At 32.2% G+C, this 16,412-nt stretch carries 15 protein-coding genes and 5 tRNA genes; 7 read left to right on the forward strand and 13 right to left on the reverse strand.

Annotated elements, in window-relative coordinates:
* Positions 1-52 precede the first annotated feature (52 nt).
* Positions 53-2,836: a chromosome segregation SMC family protein gene (locus tag K345_RS20160; protein ID WP_053228132.1), complete on the reverse strand. Its 2,784-nt coding sequence runs from the start codon at positions 2,834-2,836 to the stop codon at positions 53-55.
* Between the two features lie 35 nt (positions 2,837-2,871).
* Positions 2,872-3,105, reverse strand: coding sequence for a DUF3276 family protein (locus K345_RS0107305; protein WP_028973603.1), 234 nt, complete (start codon positions 3,103-3,105; stop codon positions 2,872-2,874).
* Between the two features lie 146 nt (positions 3,106-3,251).
* On the opposite strand from K345_RS0107305, the gene K345_RS0107310 reads away from it, so the two are divergent.
* The 4 genes from K345_RS0107310 to K345_RS0107325 all read left to right on the forward strand — a co-directional run bounded on the left by K345_RS0107310 (position 3,252) and on the right by K345_RS0107325 (position 4,211).
* Positions 3,252-3,323, forward strand: a tRNA-Gly gene (locus K345_RS0107310).
* Between the two features lie 19 nt (positions 3,324-3,342).
* Positions 3,343-3,414, forward strand: a tRNA-Gly gene (locus tag K345_RS0107315).
* 18 nt (positions 3,415-3,432) lie between these two features.
* Positions 3,433-3,504 (forward strand) — tRNA-Gly (locus tag K345_RS0107320).
* Between the two features lie 56 nt (positions 3,505-3,560).
* The gene (locus tag K345_RS0107325; RefSeq protein ID WP_028973604.1) at positions 3,561-4,211 is read left to right on the forward strand and encodes a hypothetical protein; all 651 of its coding nucleotides are present in this window, start codon (positions 3,561-3,563) and stop codon (positions 4,209-4,211) included.
* A gap of 5 nt (positions 4,212-4,216) precedes the next feature.
* On the opposite strand, the gene K345_RS20165 is transcribed toward K345_RS0107325, so the two are convergent.
* On the reverse strand, positions 4,217-4,786 hold the full coding sequence (locus K345_RS20165) for a 3'-5' exonuclease (RefSeq protein ID WP_053228133.1): 570 nt from the start codon (positions 4,784-4,786) through the stop codon (positions 4,217-4,219).
* Between the two features lie 70 nt (positions 4,787-4,856).
* On the opposite strand from K345_RS20165, the gene K345_RS0107335 reads away from it, so the two are divergent.
* Positions 4,857-5,135, forward strand: coding sequence for a hypothetical protein (locus tag K345_RS0107335; RefSeq protein WP_028973605.1), 279 nt, complete (start codon positions 4,857-4,859; stop codon positions 5,133-5,135).
* A gap of 216 nt (positions 5,136-5,351) precedes the next feature.
* Here the strand turns inward: K345_RS0107335 and K345_RS0107340 are convergent, their stop codons facing one another.
* From K345_RS0107340 to K345_RS0107375, 8 genes are all read right to left on the reverse strand, one after another.
* Positions 5,352-6,338: a sigma-70 family RNA polymerase sigma factor gene (locus tag K345_RS0107340; RefSeq protein ID WP_083963682.1), complete on the reverse strand. Its 987-nt coding sequence runs from the start codon at positions 6,336-6,338 to the stop codon at positions 5,352-5,354.
* A gap of 67 nt (positions 6,339-6,405) precedes the next feature.
* Positions 6,406-7,119 (reverse strand): M23 family metallopeptidase, encoded by a 714-nt coding sequence (locus K345_RS20170; protein WP_037571576.1) that lies wholly within the window; start codon positions 7,117-7,119, stop codon positions 6,406-6,408.
* A 72-nt stretch (positions 7,120-7,191) separates the two neighbouring features.
* Positions 7,192-7,265, reverse strand: a tRNA-Asp gene (locus K345_RS0107350).
* A gap of 7 nt (positions 7,266-7,272) precedes the next feature.
* Positions 7,273-7,346 (reverse strand) — tRNA-Val (locus K345_RS0107355).
* A 47-nt stretch (positions 7,347-7,393) separates the two neighbouring features.
* Positions 7,394-7,834 carry a response regulator gene (locus K345_RS0107360; RefSeq protein ID WP_028973607.1) on the reverse strand — a complete coding sequence of 147 codons (441 nt, stop codon included), beginning with the start codon at positions 7,832-7,834 and terminating at the stop codon, positions 7,394-7,396.
* 12 nt (positions 7,835-7,846) lie between these two features.
* Positions 7,847-8,311, reverse strand: coding sequence for a chemotaxis protein CheX (locus tag K345_RS0107365; RefSeq protein WP_028973608.1), 465 nt, complete (start codon positions 8,309-8,311; stop codon positions 7,847-7,849).
* 32 nt (positions 8,312-8,343) lie between these two features.
* Entirely contained in the window at positions 8,344-9,690 is a 1,347-nt protein-coding gene (locus K345_RS0107370; protein ID WP_037571578.1) for a CheR family methyltransferase, read from the reverse strand.
* A gap of 15 nt (positions 9,691-9,705) precedes the next feature.
* Positions 9,706-12,108 (reverse strand): chemotaxis protein CheA, encoded by a 2,403-nt coding sequence (locus K345_RS0107375; RefSeq protein WP_028973610.1) that lies wholly within the window; start codon positions 12,106-12,108, stop codon positions 9,706-9,708.
* Between the two features lie 113 nt (positions 12,109-12,221).
* Between K345_RS0107375 and K345_RS0107380 the strand changes: the two genes are divergently transcribed.
* Positions 12,222-13,328, forward strand: a complete 1,107-nt coding sequence (locus K345_RS0107380; protein ID WP_028973611.1) for a hypothetical protein — start codon at positions 12,222-12,224, stop codon at positions 13,326-13,328.
* A 1-nt stretch (position 13,329) separates the two neighbouring features.
* The gene (locus K345_RS0107385) at positions 13,330-14,190 is read left to right on the forward strand and encodes a hypothetical protein (protein WP_028973612.1); all 861 of its coding nucleotides are present in this window, start codon (positions 13,330-13,332) and stop codon (positions 14,188-14,190) included.
* On the opposite strand, the gene K345_RS0107390 is transcribed toward K345_RS0107385, so the two are convergent.
* Both K345_RS0107390 and K345_RS0107395 read right to left on the reverse strand, forming a co-directional pair.
* A complete protein-coding gene (locus tag K345_RS0107390) occupies positions 14,191-14,877 on the reverse strand; it encodes a hypothetical protein (RefSeq protein ID WP_028973613.1) in 687 nt (228 codons plus the stop codon).
* A gap of 5 nt (positions 14,878-14,882) precedes the next feature.
* On the reverse strand, positions 14,883-16,352 hold the full coding sequence (locus K345_RS0107395) for a BatD family protein (protein WP_245584609.1): 1,470 nt from the start codon (positions 16,350-16,352) through the stop codon (positions 14,883-14,885).
* Positions 16,353-16,412: the final 60 nt, after the last annotated feature.

Consider the following 16,412-nt stretch of genomic DNA (forward strand, 5'->3'; position numbering starts at 1 on the left):
ATAACATATATCCTGAAAGCTTTAGATTTAAAGACATTAGATATATTAAACACTAACTGACCTCAGCACCTTCTATTCTTATTGCAATGGTTTTTGACACACCAGACTCTTCCATTGTAACACCTAATAGGGTTTTTGCACCAGCTACAGTCTTTTTATTATGTGTTATTACAATAAACTGGCTAGTTTGTCCGAACTCCATTAACATATTAACGAACCGTCCAACATTCGATTCATCAAGAGCTGCATCAATCTCATCTAAGATACAAAAAGGACTAGGTTTTACCAGGTAGGTAGCAAAAAGTAATCCGACAGCGGTTAAGGACCTTTCTCCACCTGATAATAAATCTATACTTTCTAACTTTTTACCAGGAGGTTGACAATACATCTCAATGCCTGACTCTAAAGGATTATCTTCATCAGTTAGCTTTAACTCTCCCCTGCCTCCGCCAAATAGTTGTCTAAACATATGATGAAAGTTCTTTTTTATTTCCTTATATGTTCTGAGAAACATTTGTGTAGACTCTTTATGAATTTCTGAAGTAATTCTCTTCAAATCTTCTTGAGCATTGATAAGATCATTAATTTGACTATTTAGAAAATCATACCGTTCTTTAACTTCTATAAACTCTTCAGGTGCCATCAAATTAACCTGACCTAAACTTTTTAAATGATTTTTTTCATTTGCCAGCCGTTCTTTGAGTTGATTAGGCATATCTTTTATTTCATTTATAAGACGAGAAGTAAAGTCATCCAAATCCCTGGAATATCGCTCTCTAAAATTATCATTTAAATTCCGAATTTCAGTTGCATTTTGTGTTAGACTCATTGATATTTGATCGTATTTTGATTGATTCTTTGCTAATTCAATGTTGCAATCATTTAATTCTTTCTCTCGGCCTTCCAATTCACTATTTTGTTGAGATATTTTCTTTTCAAGCGTTAATAATAAATCCTTTAGTTTTTTTTCATCCTCATATGCCTTTTGTTGTTTTTTATTAAGCTCTTCAATTTTATTGTTTATAGACTCATATTTTGTCTGTTCCGTGCCTTTAATTTTTTTTGATTCATTTAGTGCTTCTAAAGTTTCCTCACTATCACGTTCGAGATTTACTCTTATTTCTTTTAATGAATTTGATTGGGTTATAATTTTTGCTTGATTAACCTTAAGTTCTTCCAAAGTACTTCTATTTTTAAGAATGCGCTCTGATAGAATAACATTTTGCTCTGCCAAGCTTTTATTATTAGTTCTTAATTGATTAATTGTGTCTTTTATCTGAAAAATAAGATTATCTAAATCTTTTTTTCTATGAAATATACTTTCAGGTGATAAAAAATCATCAATCAATGATGGTTCTATCGCAATATATGCATTAAAGGAATCATAAATTTGATCAAATAAATTAATTTGCTCTCTTAGTGTACCAACAAACTCTTCAACATTTTGATTACTTATATTATTAAATCGAACTTGATCCCAAAATTTTTCGATACTTGACTTTAATTTCAATCTCAAAGATTGTATGGATTTTATAACATCTTCTTGCTTGTTTTGCTTCAAATCCCTAGTATAACCTGATTGGTTGAGTTCATCTTCTAATTTAGCCACAATGTTATCAGTAATTGTTCTAAGACGATTTTCATTTTCAACTAAATCATCTTCAAACTTAACAATAGATTTCTCACCATCGTTTATTTTATTTTTATTTAATTCGATTGATTGCAGACTTTGATTAATACTTTCCTGATATGATAGAATGTTTTTTTGTATTTCGTCTATTCTTGCCTTATAAGACTTCTCTTGTTCATTTTTGGCTGTGATCTCATTGTTTATTTCTAAATACTTATCATTATACTCTTGGATTTTTAGATCTTGTTGCCTCAAACGCCTTAATAAATCCGTCTGCTCTTCCTGTAAGTACTTCTTTTGAGCTTCTATGTTATTTTTTTCGAGATCTATACCATATAACTCTTTTTGGCTTTGTATGAGGTCATTTTCTAATTTACTAACTAATCCTTGATTACTTTGTAAATTCTCACTTAATTTCATAATCTTATCTTTAAGATCAGTTCTTAATTTTGATATTTTTTCAAGCTGTAGCTCTTTGCTATTTTTCTCTTCCAAAAATTTTTGTAGCCTAAGTAATTGTATGTCCAACTCTAGATAAAATATATTATCTTTCGCTTTTCGGTACTCAATAGTCTTATCTGACTGAATCTTTAAATTATCATGAGACCTTTTAACCTCCGATATTATAGATTCAACCTGCTTAATATTATCATTGGTACGTTGAAGCTTTCTTTCAGCTTCAGATCCTTTTATTTTATATTTTGTAATACCAGCTGCTTCTTCAAAAATATATCTTCGTTCCTCTGGTTTATTACTTAATATCTGATCTATTTTTCCTTGCTCCATTATGGAATAAGCAGATTTACCCACCCCTGTATCAAAAAAGAGCTCTCTTAGTTCTTTGAGCTTGACAGGGGTATTGTTAATAAAGTATTCACTTTCACCACTCCTATAAAGTCTTCGCTTTATAGCAACTTCAGGCATATCAAGGTCTAATATGCCTTCATCATTAGAAATAGTAAGTGTAACTTCTGCTATATTAAGAGCTTTTCGATCTTGAGTACCATTAAAAATGACGTCTTCCATTTTTGAAGCACGCAGGGTTTTGTATGATTGCTCACCCAAAACCCATTTTATAGAATCTACTACATTACTTTTTCCACAACCATTAGGACCTAATAATGCAGAAATACCATCTGCAAAATCGATTTTTGTCCTGTCAGCAAATGATTTGAAACCGAATAATTCAACGTGCTTTAAAAACAAATAACTCTCCAGATTTTTATAGATCTATTTATGTATTAATCTTCCTCTTTTTCCATATATGAGATAGCTTTTTGAAAACCATCCATAAATGCTGTTAGATCTTCTTTAAATACAATTATAGAATGTCTTTCAAAACTTTCATCACCGTGTTTTTTACTTTCTACCATGTTTAAAAAAAGATCACCGTGTCGATTTTCTTTTATGTTGAAGAAATACGTTCTCTTCCCCGTCGAGGTTTTTGTTGAAAACACCTCTCCCCTGATTCCCATACCGTAACTCCGTATCTTTGAATATATGGTATTTTTATCTTATTTTCTTAATGTTGGCAACAATTAAACCTTGAGATATAAGTAATCAATTTAGTTATTGACCAAATAAAAGCCTTTTGATATATTTCCTCCTGTCATTGAGATGTGCGTCTGTCGTATAATGGCTATTACCTCAGCCTTCCAAGCTGATGATGTCGGTTCGATTCCGATCAGACGCTCTTTTTATTTTATTTTTTTGCGTCTGTCGTATAATGGCTATTACCTCAGCCTTCCAAGCTGATGATGTCGGTTCGATTCCGATCAGACGCTCTTTTTATTTTATTTTTTGCGTCTGTCGTATAATGGCTATTACCTCAGCCTTCCAAGCTGATGATGTCGGTTCGATTCCGATCAGACGCTATGTTAATAATTGATAATAGCTTTTATATTATCTTTTGTTTTGATATTATAGCACAATGAATCCTATACAATCGAAAGCCTATCCTATTCAATTAAATGTAGATTTTGTTTTTTCTCCTTCATTAGAAAACATAGAGAATGGTATTAATACTTCTGTCAGAGGTATTGATACAGTCAATTTAGCTATCGCCGTTGCTTTAGATAGAATCGAAAGAGAAAAACTATATGAACAAAAAGGATACAAAAGCTCGAGTGAATATTTCAATAAGAGTAATAATCTTAATCTACCTAAGCAAACATTAAGCTCCTATAGGAAAATAGGTCGCGCTTATTTTCAATATAGAAAAGAACTACAATCTATAAATTTTAACCCAGTTGGAAATTTCAATAAACTCCGATTTTTGGATGAAGCTTTACAGCGATTTTCCGTTGAAGAAGTTTTAGAGAATATTCAGATAATGTCATTAAGAAAGTTTATGGATTGGGTAAAAAAACCAATTGAGTCATCTCATAATGATCAATCATTTATTATAACTAATTCAGGATTAATAAATAGTAAAGATGAAACCATATTAAATTTTAAGGACATCGAAAATATTTTAAATATTGGTGAAATTCCCTTACTTTTAGGGGTAAAAAATGAAACGGAAAAGTTAATTATTCAAGAAGCTTTAACCTCCTACAGAAATAAAAAAGCCGGCGATTAAGCCGGTTAAAATAAAGAAGCTTGTTTTGCTGGATTTAGTTTATCATGGCACAATTCAAATAAGCGGTAACAAACTCTTGTATCATCTAAAGCTCTATGTGCAGCAGTAACTTTTATATTGAAATCTTTTGCCATATTTTGAAGAGAATAACTCTTTCGCCCTGGAAAAGCTTTTCTAGACATGGGTAGCGTGTCAATATAATCATTATTCATTAACGATATATTACTTTTTTTTGCACTATTATTGACAAAATCAATATCAAATTGAGCGTTATGAGCAATTAATATTGTATTTTCAATAAAAGATAAAAATCTTGGTAGAACCTTTTCAATGCTCTCTTTACCAACAACATCATTATCTGTTATTCCATGAACCTTAGTAGATTCTTCCGGTATAGGCATATTAGGATTTACTAGTTCTTCAAACTCACCAATGACTTTGCCATTTTTTATTTTAACAGCAGCAATCTCAATAATTCTATCATAGAGAGGATTGAGACCTGTTGTTTCAGTGTCAAAGCAGACAAATATTTTGTCTGGATTTATTAGTGAATCATATTTAATAATCTGAGTCATATTACACCCTCTTTAATAAGTTAAGAAACCAAACTATAATGCTAAACAAAATTTCATGCAAGGTATAATAATGATTCGTGAATTGATAGAAGAATTTGAAATAACGATAGATGATATAAGGTGGTACCTTTCACATAACATGATGACCAAAATAAAGGAATACATTACATCTGATCCCTATCTACTTGTTGAATACATATCAAAAGGACGTTTGGAAATTGACTTATATGATATGGTTGACAAGTTTCAAGTAGAACTTGAAGAGGATTATCAGAAAGGATATCTAGATGAAAGTTATATAAGAGATATTTTCCAAGAAATATTGCAATTAAAAAGCAAAAGAAGATAGGACCCTTAAAGGGAGATTGTGAGCACCAGTTTATGTTAAGATTCTATAGCTTCAATTTATATAATCTCTATGCACAAAAAGATTAACTTGTGTCAATGGCATAGCTCACAATAGACTTATAAGTATTACAAATTCAGATCTTTCTTTTGACAAGGTAATGATTGTTACATGAACAACTAAACACAATCCTATATAAAGCTATAGAGCAATATAAGCCTAGACATAATCCTTTAGATCTCTTATTGCTTTAAAGTTTCTTAACTTACTAATGGCTTTTTCCTGGATTTGTCGAACTCGTTCCCTTGTTATCCCTAACATTTTTCCAGTTTCTTCTAATGTTAAAGGACCTTCACCACCAATACCAAATCTTAACTGGATTATACGCTTTTCTCTATCAGATAATTGGTCTAGAACATTGTCTAAGGTATCCTGTAAAGCCATGGTAAAAACAGTTTCAAATGGTTCCTGTGAGTTATCATCTTTGATGAGATCAGATAGTCTAGTAACATTATCATCATCCACTGTCGTATCTAGACTGGCAGTTTCTTGTGAAAGCTTAATAATTTCTTTTACCTTATCCTCAGGTAAGTTCATATACTCAGCTAATTCTTCTGTGTTTGGGTCGCGACCTAATTCTTGGGTAAGATGTTTAGTCACATAATAGCACTTTTTTATTGTGTTAAGCATATGTATTGGAATACGGATGACACGTCCCTTATCAGCCAAGGACTTAATTATAGCCTGTCTAATCCACCAAGTACCATATGTAGAGAAACGACAACCCTTTGTATAATCAAAACGATCAACTGCTTCTATCAATCCAATATTTCCCTCATCTATTAAATCTAACAGTCCTAATCCGCGATGTTGATACTTTTTAGCAATAGAAACAACAAGACGTAAATTTGAGTTAATCATCTTATTTTTTTCTTCCTTTATTGCCTCTTCTAATTCACTAAAATGTACTTTATCCTCATAGTTTTTTCCTGACTCACGGTATTCATTAATTTCATTTCTAAGGGTCATTATGTTTTGACCAATTTCTTGTTCATCTTTAACAGACAAAAGAGGATATCTCGATATTTGCTTTAAGTATAAGGCTAAAGGATCCGTTTCGGTTCCATAAATTTGATTACTTTCATCTGCGATAATCTGACTAACTTTATATTGATCCACTTTTTCATCCACAATTTGTTCTTTCATAAATACTTCCCCACTTAAACAGCTTAAGTAGTAAAATGTCAGCGGTCAAGTCAGACATGAATAAACATTAAAAAATATGACTAGGATCTATGGGCTTTCCATCTTTGAAACTAAAAAAATACAATTTATCTTTATTTGATGGTATTTGGCCTATATTTTCTCCTGCTTTTATCCTAGTACCCAAACTAACTCTAATTGTTTCAAGCCCAGCATAAGTTATTACGTAACCATTATTGCCTTCAATTATACATACTTTATCAAACCCCCTATACTCACCAACCCAAACAACTTTTCCTGTTATAGATGAATAAACTTCTTTTGTATTATTTAAACTAACAATCCAACCATCTCTAGAACTACTATTCAAAGAAATGGGACCGTTATATGGCAAAGTATTATTGGAAATTACAATATCTTTCTGTGTGACAGTAGCTTTATTCGGTGAACTACTAATCAAAATGGTTTGGCCGGGTTTGATAATTGTATTCTGAATATGAGGATTAGTTTTATATAATTCAGTTATTGATATGTTTAGTTTTCTTGAAATGCTGTATAAAGTATCACCCTTTTTAACTATGTAGGTATCAGGAATCAACAAAGACTGTCCAACAACTAATACATTAGACTTCAGATTATTCATAAATCGCAGTTGCTCAACATTAATATCAAATTCTTTCGCTATTGAATATAACGTATCACCTTTTTTTACTGAATATTCTTGAGGTAACGAATAGCTATTAATTGTTGCTAGTAAAAAAAATACAAATAAATATTGTCTCATATTACCTATAATATCGGCTTATAGTCCTACAAAGGATACAAAAAAAGCTTTCCTTTTGGGAAAGCTTTTATACGGGAGTGACGGGACTTGAACCCGCGATCCCCGGCTTGACAGGCCGGTGCGATAACCAACTTCGCCACACCCCCATGGCTTTGGGCGGAGGCGGATTCGAACCGCCGACCCCTTGCGTGTCATACAAGTACTCTAACCAACTGAGCTATCTGCCCTCGCTCACGCAAGATATCATATGTATTTGGTTAAGGTCAATAGGCCATTAATCAGTTTTTAATGTTCCTATTACTCGTTCTAATACCTTCTTTCTATCTAGCGGTTTTACTATATAATTCTTTGCTCCGATGAGAAGTGATTTCTTAACTAAATCTTGCTTTCCCAAAGCAGATATCATTATAACCTTTGCGTTTTTATCAAATTCTATAATTTTTTCAAGTGCTGTAACCCCATCCATTCTAGGCATTGTAATATCCATTGTAACTAGATCTATATCGGGATACAACTCTTTGTATGTTTCAAGTCCTTCTTGACCATCACTAGCAGTTGCAACTATTTCAAACCCTTCTGAAGTAAGTATTTGGCCTATCTGCTTGGTTACAAACATAGAATCATCCACAATTAAAACACGGAATGATTTACCCTCATCTGAAATTCCCTCTGGTTGTCTTTCATTGATGTTTGGAAAGTCCATTTTGGTCTTCATCAAATAAGCCCCCTATGCCCTTTCTCTTATAGCCACATTAATCTCAATTTTGCCGCTACTTAATTCCATGGGTACTATCAAAGCTTCAACATCCGCGTCTGAAACCTCCATATTTTCCCCTGTTATAATAGCTGGTGGAGTTAAATCAAACTGAAAACCTAATTCATGTAACTTCGTCACTGCTTGAGCAGTAATCATATTGGCTAACTCAGTTATAGTTGCCTTTCCTAACTCATCAAGTGAAGCCAATTCTTCTCCGTTCATTTTTGATGCTACGCTAATTGCTGTCTTCATAGACATATCAAAAAGAACTCTCCCTTCTACGTCACCAGCAAGCCCAACTAGAGCAGCTACACCCATTACAGGTTGAGTAGTGGATTTAAGGTATAAATCACCTCTTTGTATATCAGGTCCGATAACTTCTGATAACACATTATAAGCAGACTCCACAAACGGATTAATATATTCTACCCTCATGTTTTCTCCTCGAACTAGTAAATTAATTATAGTTAATCGGATTTTTTAGTAAATCCAACTACAGTACCTTTTTCAATAGAAATCCAACCACCATATTCTAGTGGTGATTCATTTTGTCCCAGTATCAATAGACCACCAGGTTTTAATTTATCCATAAATGACTCTAAAACACGATGTTGATCTCCTTTTTTTAAAAAGGATAATACATCACGTGCTATAATCATATCTAAATCTTCAAAAGGATTCACATTTGTCACATCATGATATTCAAAAGTAATAGAATCCTTTAAGTTTTTACTAAATTGTTTACCACCCTTAACATCAATCACATAAGGAAGATATTCATCACTTAGTTGTTCTTGAGGAATCAACATGGTGGGAGCTGAACTAATACTCAACAGGTCACTATCATTTGCCCAAATCTTTACTTGTTTATCAGTAAAACGTTTTTTTAGAGATACAGCAAGGGAATAAGATTCAGCACCTTTACCACAACCAATATTCCATACTCTAATCATTTTACCAGAATGGTCTTGTACGAGGCTAGCAATTTGCTCACCATAAGACGCATCCCATAACTTATTTGTATAAGGGCTATAAAAAGGAGTTAGAAATTCTTCTGCATCCATAGCATCAGATAACTGGACATCTTTTCCATTAGTTTCTCGATGTTCCTTCCATTCAGCATAACGATTCTCTACCCAATTATTATTCAATGAAGTGACATAGTATTTCTTGAATGTTGAAAGAGTTTCTTTAATAAACTTTAGACCGATGTCTTCCTTTTCAGGAACTATTGCTTCGCTTAAACTCTTTGTAGGAGTAAGTTCTTCATCATTTTGGTCAAGTGTGGGCCTTTGAACTATAACCTCTGCCTCTTCTTCTTTTTCATCGAATACAGCTTCAGCATCAAGAATTATATATAAACGTTCTTCATTTTCTACAACACCACTAATATACTTTATATTTATATCCCCAAATAGAGGATGAGGAGGCTGAATTTGAGTAGAGGCTATACCTACAACTTTATCTATACTATCAACCACTACTCCAATTACATTATTCTCTAATCTAAGTATCAATATGTTTTCTAGTTCTGTAGGGTCATTTTGAGGTGCAGGTAGATTAAACATGATTCTAAGATCAATTATAGATATTATCTCACCTCTTAGATTATCCACTCCTCGAACAAAAGGAGGAGTATTAGGCACAAAAGTAAAGTTACCAGCTTTCCTGATTTCTTTTACTTTCATGATATCAATGCCATAATCCTTACCAGCTAAAGTAAAAGTAACCATTTTAGTGTCTATTACATTAATCTGTTCTTTTTCAACTGATTCATTTACAGCATCTTTTTGTTTTGTTTGATTGTTACTCATACTCACCCCGTTAGCTTATTTAATACCATGTTCTCTTTGTTGTCTCATCTGTCTTTCTCTTTTGAGTCCCAATTCCAAAATTTGACTAACATCGATGATTAAAGACACTTTCCCATCACCTAGAATAGTTGCTCCAGCAATTCCTGGCGAATTTGTGTATTTATCTTTCAAAGGTTTAATTACAACATCTTCCTCACCAATAAGAGAATCGACGACAAGGCCCATTTTTTTATCGCCTGAACCTACGACAACAACAAAATGATAATCACGCTTTTCTTCTTCAGGCATACCAAATAATCTGTTTAATCGGATTAAGGATATAACATCATCTCTAACGTTGAAGACTTCATAACCATCTATAAGTTTTATTTCAGTAGGTCTGATACGATGACTATCAATAACGGAAGTAATGGGAATTGCGTATATTTCTTGATTTACTCGAACTAATAAACCCTGAATTATAGCAAGAGTTAAAGGTAATTTTATAGTGAACTTAGATCCTTTATCTAATACAGACCAAACGTTTACATTACCATTCAATTTTTCTATCTGTTTTCTTACAACGTCCAGACCTACACCCCGACCTGAGATATTAGAGACTTTTTTTGCTGTACTAAAGCCGGGTTCGAAAATCAAGTTAAAAGCTTCAACATCAGATAAATTTTTACTAGGATGAATCAGACCTCTCTCTATGGCTTTTTGTTTTACCATATTTACATCTATTCCTTTTCCATCATCTTCTATTTCAATGATGATCATATTACCTTCATTACTAGCTCTTAACCAAATATTACCATCAGAAGACTTGCCCTTTTTCTTACGTTCATCATTATGTTCGACACCATGATCCATAGAGTTTCGAACACAATGAATTAAAGGATCTAGTAGGTCCTCAATTACTGATTTATCAAGTTCTGTATCTTCACCTTCAATATGTAGTTCAATTTTTTTGTTCAATGTCTTAGACAAATCTCTAACTAACCGTGGAAACCGAGAAAATATTTGACTTATGGGAACCATTCGTATTCTTAAAACGGATTCATGAAGATCGCTGATGATACGTCCTAGGTTCTGAGCTGTACCTCTAAAAGTTCCTACAGTGCCTTTTAAATTCCCTTCAAACTTATCAAATATACTAAATAAATTACCATATTTTTCATTGATTTGTTTCTTTATATCCTTTACAGAGGTACCATTTTGTAAAGTTTCTAACAAATAAGGTATTTCCTCAAACAGTGACTTGAGCTTGTCTTTATATTCTAATTCTGAAGCTTGTAGATTGCTTAAATTCTCACTAAATTGATTACTGATTTGATTGAAAGTAGCTTTATTGATAACTGTCTCTGAAACAAGATTAAGTAAGTTATCGATTCTTTTGCTATCAACACGAAGAATGGATCCCATCGTGTTGATTTTCTTAGCATCAGGGGATTTAATCCCTTTCTTAGGCGCTATACTATTGTTAGTAACACCTTCTTTACTTTCAGAATGAGCAACAGCCAATTGATCATTCAATTCTTCAGACTTATCAATAATTTCCGCTGAATCTTTTTGATCTAAATTTGTGCTCGTTGCTTCCACATTAGATTCGACTTCACCAGTAATATCATCATTTACATCAGAACTAACAGTATCGATAACTACATCAGTAGTAACATCTGATATTTTTAGACTTTTTTGTAGAGATTCAATAGAAATCTCAGTCGTAAAATAATATTCAACTTGAGGGAAGAAATTATCTTCATACAAACTTTCAAAATCGGGGACTGTTCTAAGAACCTTCCCTTTTTCCTTCAATATTGCGAAAGCTTGTATTCCTCCAACAGTATTCATCGGATTGTCGGGATCAAAGCTTACAACAGCTTTATATATTTCAGAATCATCACCTGCAGCTTCTTTTAATTCAACAAATTCATGTTCTGAAAGTTTTACTCCAACAGTTTTCGTTTCATTTAATCTTGGGGTTGATTTAGTGACTAGATTCTTTTCTGGCGGTTTATTACTTTCAATTGGTTTAACATTCCCACTTAAATGGGCTTTCAATTTTTCTTCAGTGGTGCTTGTATCCTCATCATACACACTACCACCAGCCCGTGCTTCCATCATAGCTTTAATAATATCAATAGAATCTAACAAGATATCAGTAGTATCTCCAGAAATACTAACCTTGCCAGATCTGATCTCATCTAAAACATCTTCGACTATGTGAGTAAACTCACTTAGCTCTGTCATCTGAACAGTTGCAGCACCCCCTTTTAAAGTGTGAGCAGCACGAAAAATCTCGTCTACGGCATCTTTATTATTAGGATCATTCTCTAAAACAAGGATGTTCTGCTCAAGGGTTTCAACCTGCATTTGGGCTTCTACGAAAAAATCTTTTAAAAGTTCTTCATTGTTTGGGTCTAAATAGTCACTCATATCAATTTAACTTTTATATAAAAGAGGTATTAAGTCAAGCTAGATTTTATGTCATAAGTCTAATTTTCATTTGAGTTTATAAGTGTATAATGCCGTATAATAGAAATATGAGGATGATTTGCGGACTACTACTTTTTTTATATCTCTTTGTCAACACATTTGCAGCAGATATTGAAATAGATCAATTAGAGATGATTACTAAAGGCGATATTGAGAATGGTAATTTTGTATTAGATAGTCGAATAGATACAAATATATTGATTCAAGGTGGCTATAAATACGGAGGAGAATTAGGACTGAGCTTCGAAAATAACGACATCGAAAACATCTATGCAGATGACAATGATACTAGTGATCAAGCCATGCTTTTTAATCATGCAAATGTTGAAGTTAGAGATATATTTGGGTTTCCTTTAGAACTTAGTTATTTCATAGGAGAACAAAAACCCTTTTTAACTGGTAATGAATTTACAGATATTTTTGCATCTGATGACATAACAACATACTATAAGGGATACTTTTATTTTTCTGATGGAGTCTTATATAACGGGTATTATCAACCCAAGGGAACAGGAGTTTCTTTTTCTACCACAAGAGCCCTCTCAAATCATTTTATTGGATCCACTTATCTATATCAAGATGGATTTTTAGGTGATGGTTATTACAGCCTAGATACCCGTGGCCTCTTAAATTATCAAGAGGTTAAAATAGAATTAACAGTTGGTACTAGTGTTCCTAAATCTAAGTATAATGTTTATCGTGGTGGTATTTTCTTTTGGGCTAATGCAGGTGAGAATGGCTCATTCTTAGCTCAAGTTGGAATTCCTTATTGGGATCCTTATATTGATAAAAACTTTAGTACAGATATGTTTTATTTACTCTTTGAACCACGCTTAAAGTTTGGAATATTATCAATTATTACAACATTGTTTCATCATCCTAAATACTATTTACAGAAAGCTACAAATGAAGAAGGTACTATGGATATTAATTTTAACTTTCTTTTAGGCACACCACAAAAAAATCCAGTAACAGGAGGGCTAGAGACTAATCTTCGTGCAATTACAGTAGATGACCCCGAACTAAAGGTAGTGGTATCCCCTTATCTTAAACTGTTAGGTTCTGGTACATTTTGGGATATAAAGTTTAATTTCAAGGCAGTACCTTTTGATCAGAAAGATTTTTTTGAAGTTTTCTTAGGTGTCAGAGCGGAGTTCTAAAATGAAAATATTTTTTGCATTTTTTACATTTATAATGGTCGTATCAGCAAACATATACAGTTATGAACTAGGTTTTATAAGTCAAATAGGAAACCTTACACTTGGTAATCAGTCAACTACTTCAAATACGCAATTTGATGGATCTAAGTTATTCTATGGCGGTAGTGCCTATGCTATTCTCCCAGTTTATGATGATGTAACTTTTACTGGTGGTCTATTTTATGATCCTATACTACGTTATGCAGTCAAGACTATTTTTGAATACCAAAAGAATTTCCTTAAATTTTCCTTTGGTCCCTATATGGGAAGTTTTAATAGTTTAAATTACCCCTTAAAGCCTGGCTTACATACAGGTTTCAGAGTTGATCTACCAGGTTATGTTTTTGCCAGTTTGTCCTCAGACACTTCTATTGGATCAAATTTTGTTGATGAAGGTGATTATTCTCAATCTCTAAGTGACTTGCGTCTTGGTTTCTATGTAAAAAATGCTATATGTTCATTTCAACTGGAAACAAAAGAGTATTTATCAGAAGCAAGTAAAGGTATGATCAAAAACAGTAGAACAAGGTATGCGTTTTTAACTGATATTTATAAAAAAAATGTGCCTTATAGAATACTAATAACAATGGCTTATCAAGATTTGACCACTATTTATCAATATTCTGACCAAGTAGAAATAAAAATTGGCTCCATAATATTAGGAAGCCGTCTTGAGTTTCAAGTTAATAATAAACTCAATATAATTGGAAGTGTTGATACAAGTGTATATAACTTCCCTCTTAATGGAACATCTACAACCAAGATAGATACAAATAAATTTATTTATGATGCCTTACTTGGTATTAAGATAAAAATGGAGTAATCAAAGTTTTGTAAATGCTGATTGGGGAGGAATCCAAAGTCTATTATTATTCTCAGTCATTATTCTTATCCAGCCTCCATCAATCTTCAATATAACAAAAGAATTACCCTTATTTAATAGAGGACCTTTCTCAAACACCGTACTGTCCCCCCAATAAGTTATAATATCTTTGGTTGCTAAACCTATGCTCGGAGTATGAAAAATGCTTATATTCATGATACAAAATATAATACAAATAGATACAATGATAAAACCTATCTTCCATTTTATGGATTGCTTATAAAATAAAATAAACATACCACAAATTATCATTAACCATAAAAGAACTCGAATAATAAAATTACTGTAAAAACCAAAAACAATAGGTATGTTTAAGGGTGGGGTAATTGGTCCTATAAACCTTTCTCCCTCTTTCAACAATAAACTCGAAGGAAACAACTTTCTTCCCCTGTTAATAACAAGTTTAGCCGAATTCTTGTTATTCTTCAGATAGAATATCTGAGCTAAATTATAGTAATCTCTGGCCGAAGAGAATGGACTCTTTATTATTTTATCTTTTAACTCTGTTAGTTTGTTTTCTGATATAAAATTTGTGTTCTCCATAATTTTTGGTCTCATACTTTCCCAATCAATAGCATTAGAAAATTGAGGTTGTAACAACAATAATATGTAAAAAAAATGCTTCATTTTATCTACCTCAATATCGATCTAATTATTTTTCTAGCAGGAATATACTTTATCTCGATCTTTGTTGGTGAATATAGAATCATTTCCCAATCATTTATGAACTTTAAAATCTCTTTGTCCTCCATACTTTTCTTCTTAAGTTGCTCTAAATTAGTATAGTTACTATTGTGAACAAATAAGCATACCTCATCCCACAATTGCAACCATTTTTGTATATCACAATCTTTTTCTATTTTTGACGCTTTCTTAATCAAATGATACTTATATAAATATCTGAAAATATAGATTAATCTATAATCATGTATATATATTGAGAAAATTACTAAAATAACAGTGATTATAAACAAGGGAAATACAAAAACATTTATAAACATAAATAGATAATCAAGTACACTATTATTTCTTATGCTTTGAAATCCTGGTGTTACAACAATTTCCTTTGATCTATCATTAGGACTTAAAGATAAATCAAAACCAACATTCTCTACATTGGATACCTTCACTTTTATTGGGGGTATTTTAAAAACTTCATATTTAGATACTTCAGGATCAAAATACGGAATTTCAATAGGAGGTATTTCATCGATACTACTATCTTTGGGCCGAATTCTGTATTCCACTCTTAATGTATCTGGTGAAATTAGATGTGAAGATAATTTTTCAACTTTAAAATCAGACCAGTTCAGGTTTGACTCGAATTGCGGAATATTCTTATTCATAGACAAAGATACACCACTTATTTCTATTGACATTTTGACAGGATCACCAACTTTGAAATTCGTATTTATTACATCATTGTGAGCTTTTATGGTGCCAATTAAACCATTGTATAATGGAGGTCGGTTTTTCTTAGGAAGATCATCTATAATAAATGATAAATCCTGAGATTGTAGGGATATATCGCTATAAACAGGTTCTCGATGGGATCTGCCCCAGATATCTTTTGTTACTCTTTCAGAAGTTACCCCTTTTAAGTTAAGACTTATATGTGAAGTTGATGATAGATCATGAGAACCGTTATATAGAAAGGAAAAACTTAATGAAGAAAATTGTTTGCCGTTTAGAATTTCAGCACTATGCTTAGCTAATATCTTTTTTCCATGATACAGTATTACATAAGTATCATCATTAGAGGAATCTGGTTCATCATAGGGAATATATTTCTGTTCGGAATCTAATAGAGGAATATCAAATTCTAATTCTCTCGCTTCTTTTCTAAATAAAAACTTAACCATAATTGGGATAAGCTCTCCAACATAATATTTTTCTTTCTCAGTCTTATACTGAAGTTTGTAGTCGGAATAAACAATTAATTTATGAACACATACAGAAATTGGCTTAGTATAATATTCTCTGCCATTCAGAGTTATAGAATAAGGGGGAATAATATAATTACCAGTCTCATCAAAACTTAGGATCCAGTTTTGACTAAATATATTGGATGAAATATATGTCCCCCCAATATATTTACTCAAAATACCCGGAGGAAAAATAATGTTGGGTTTATCCCACTTGGAAACTCCTTTAATCTGAAT

Origin of the sequence: Spirochaeta cellobiosiphila DSM 17781, assembly GCF_000426705.1 — a bacterium.
Taxonomy (GTDB): Bacteria; Spirochaetota; Spirochaetia; order DSM-17781; family DSM-17781; genus Spirochaeta_E; species Spirochaeta_E cellobiosiphila.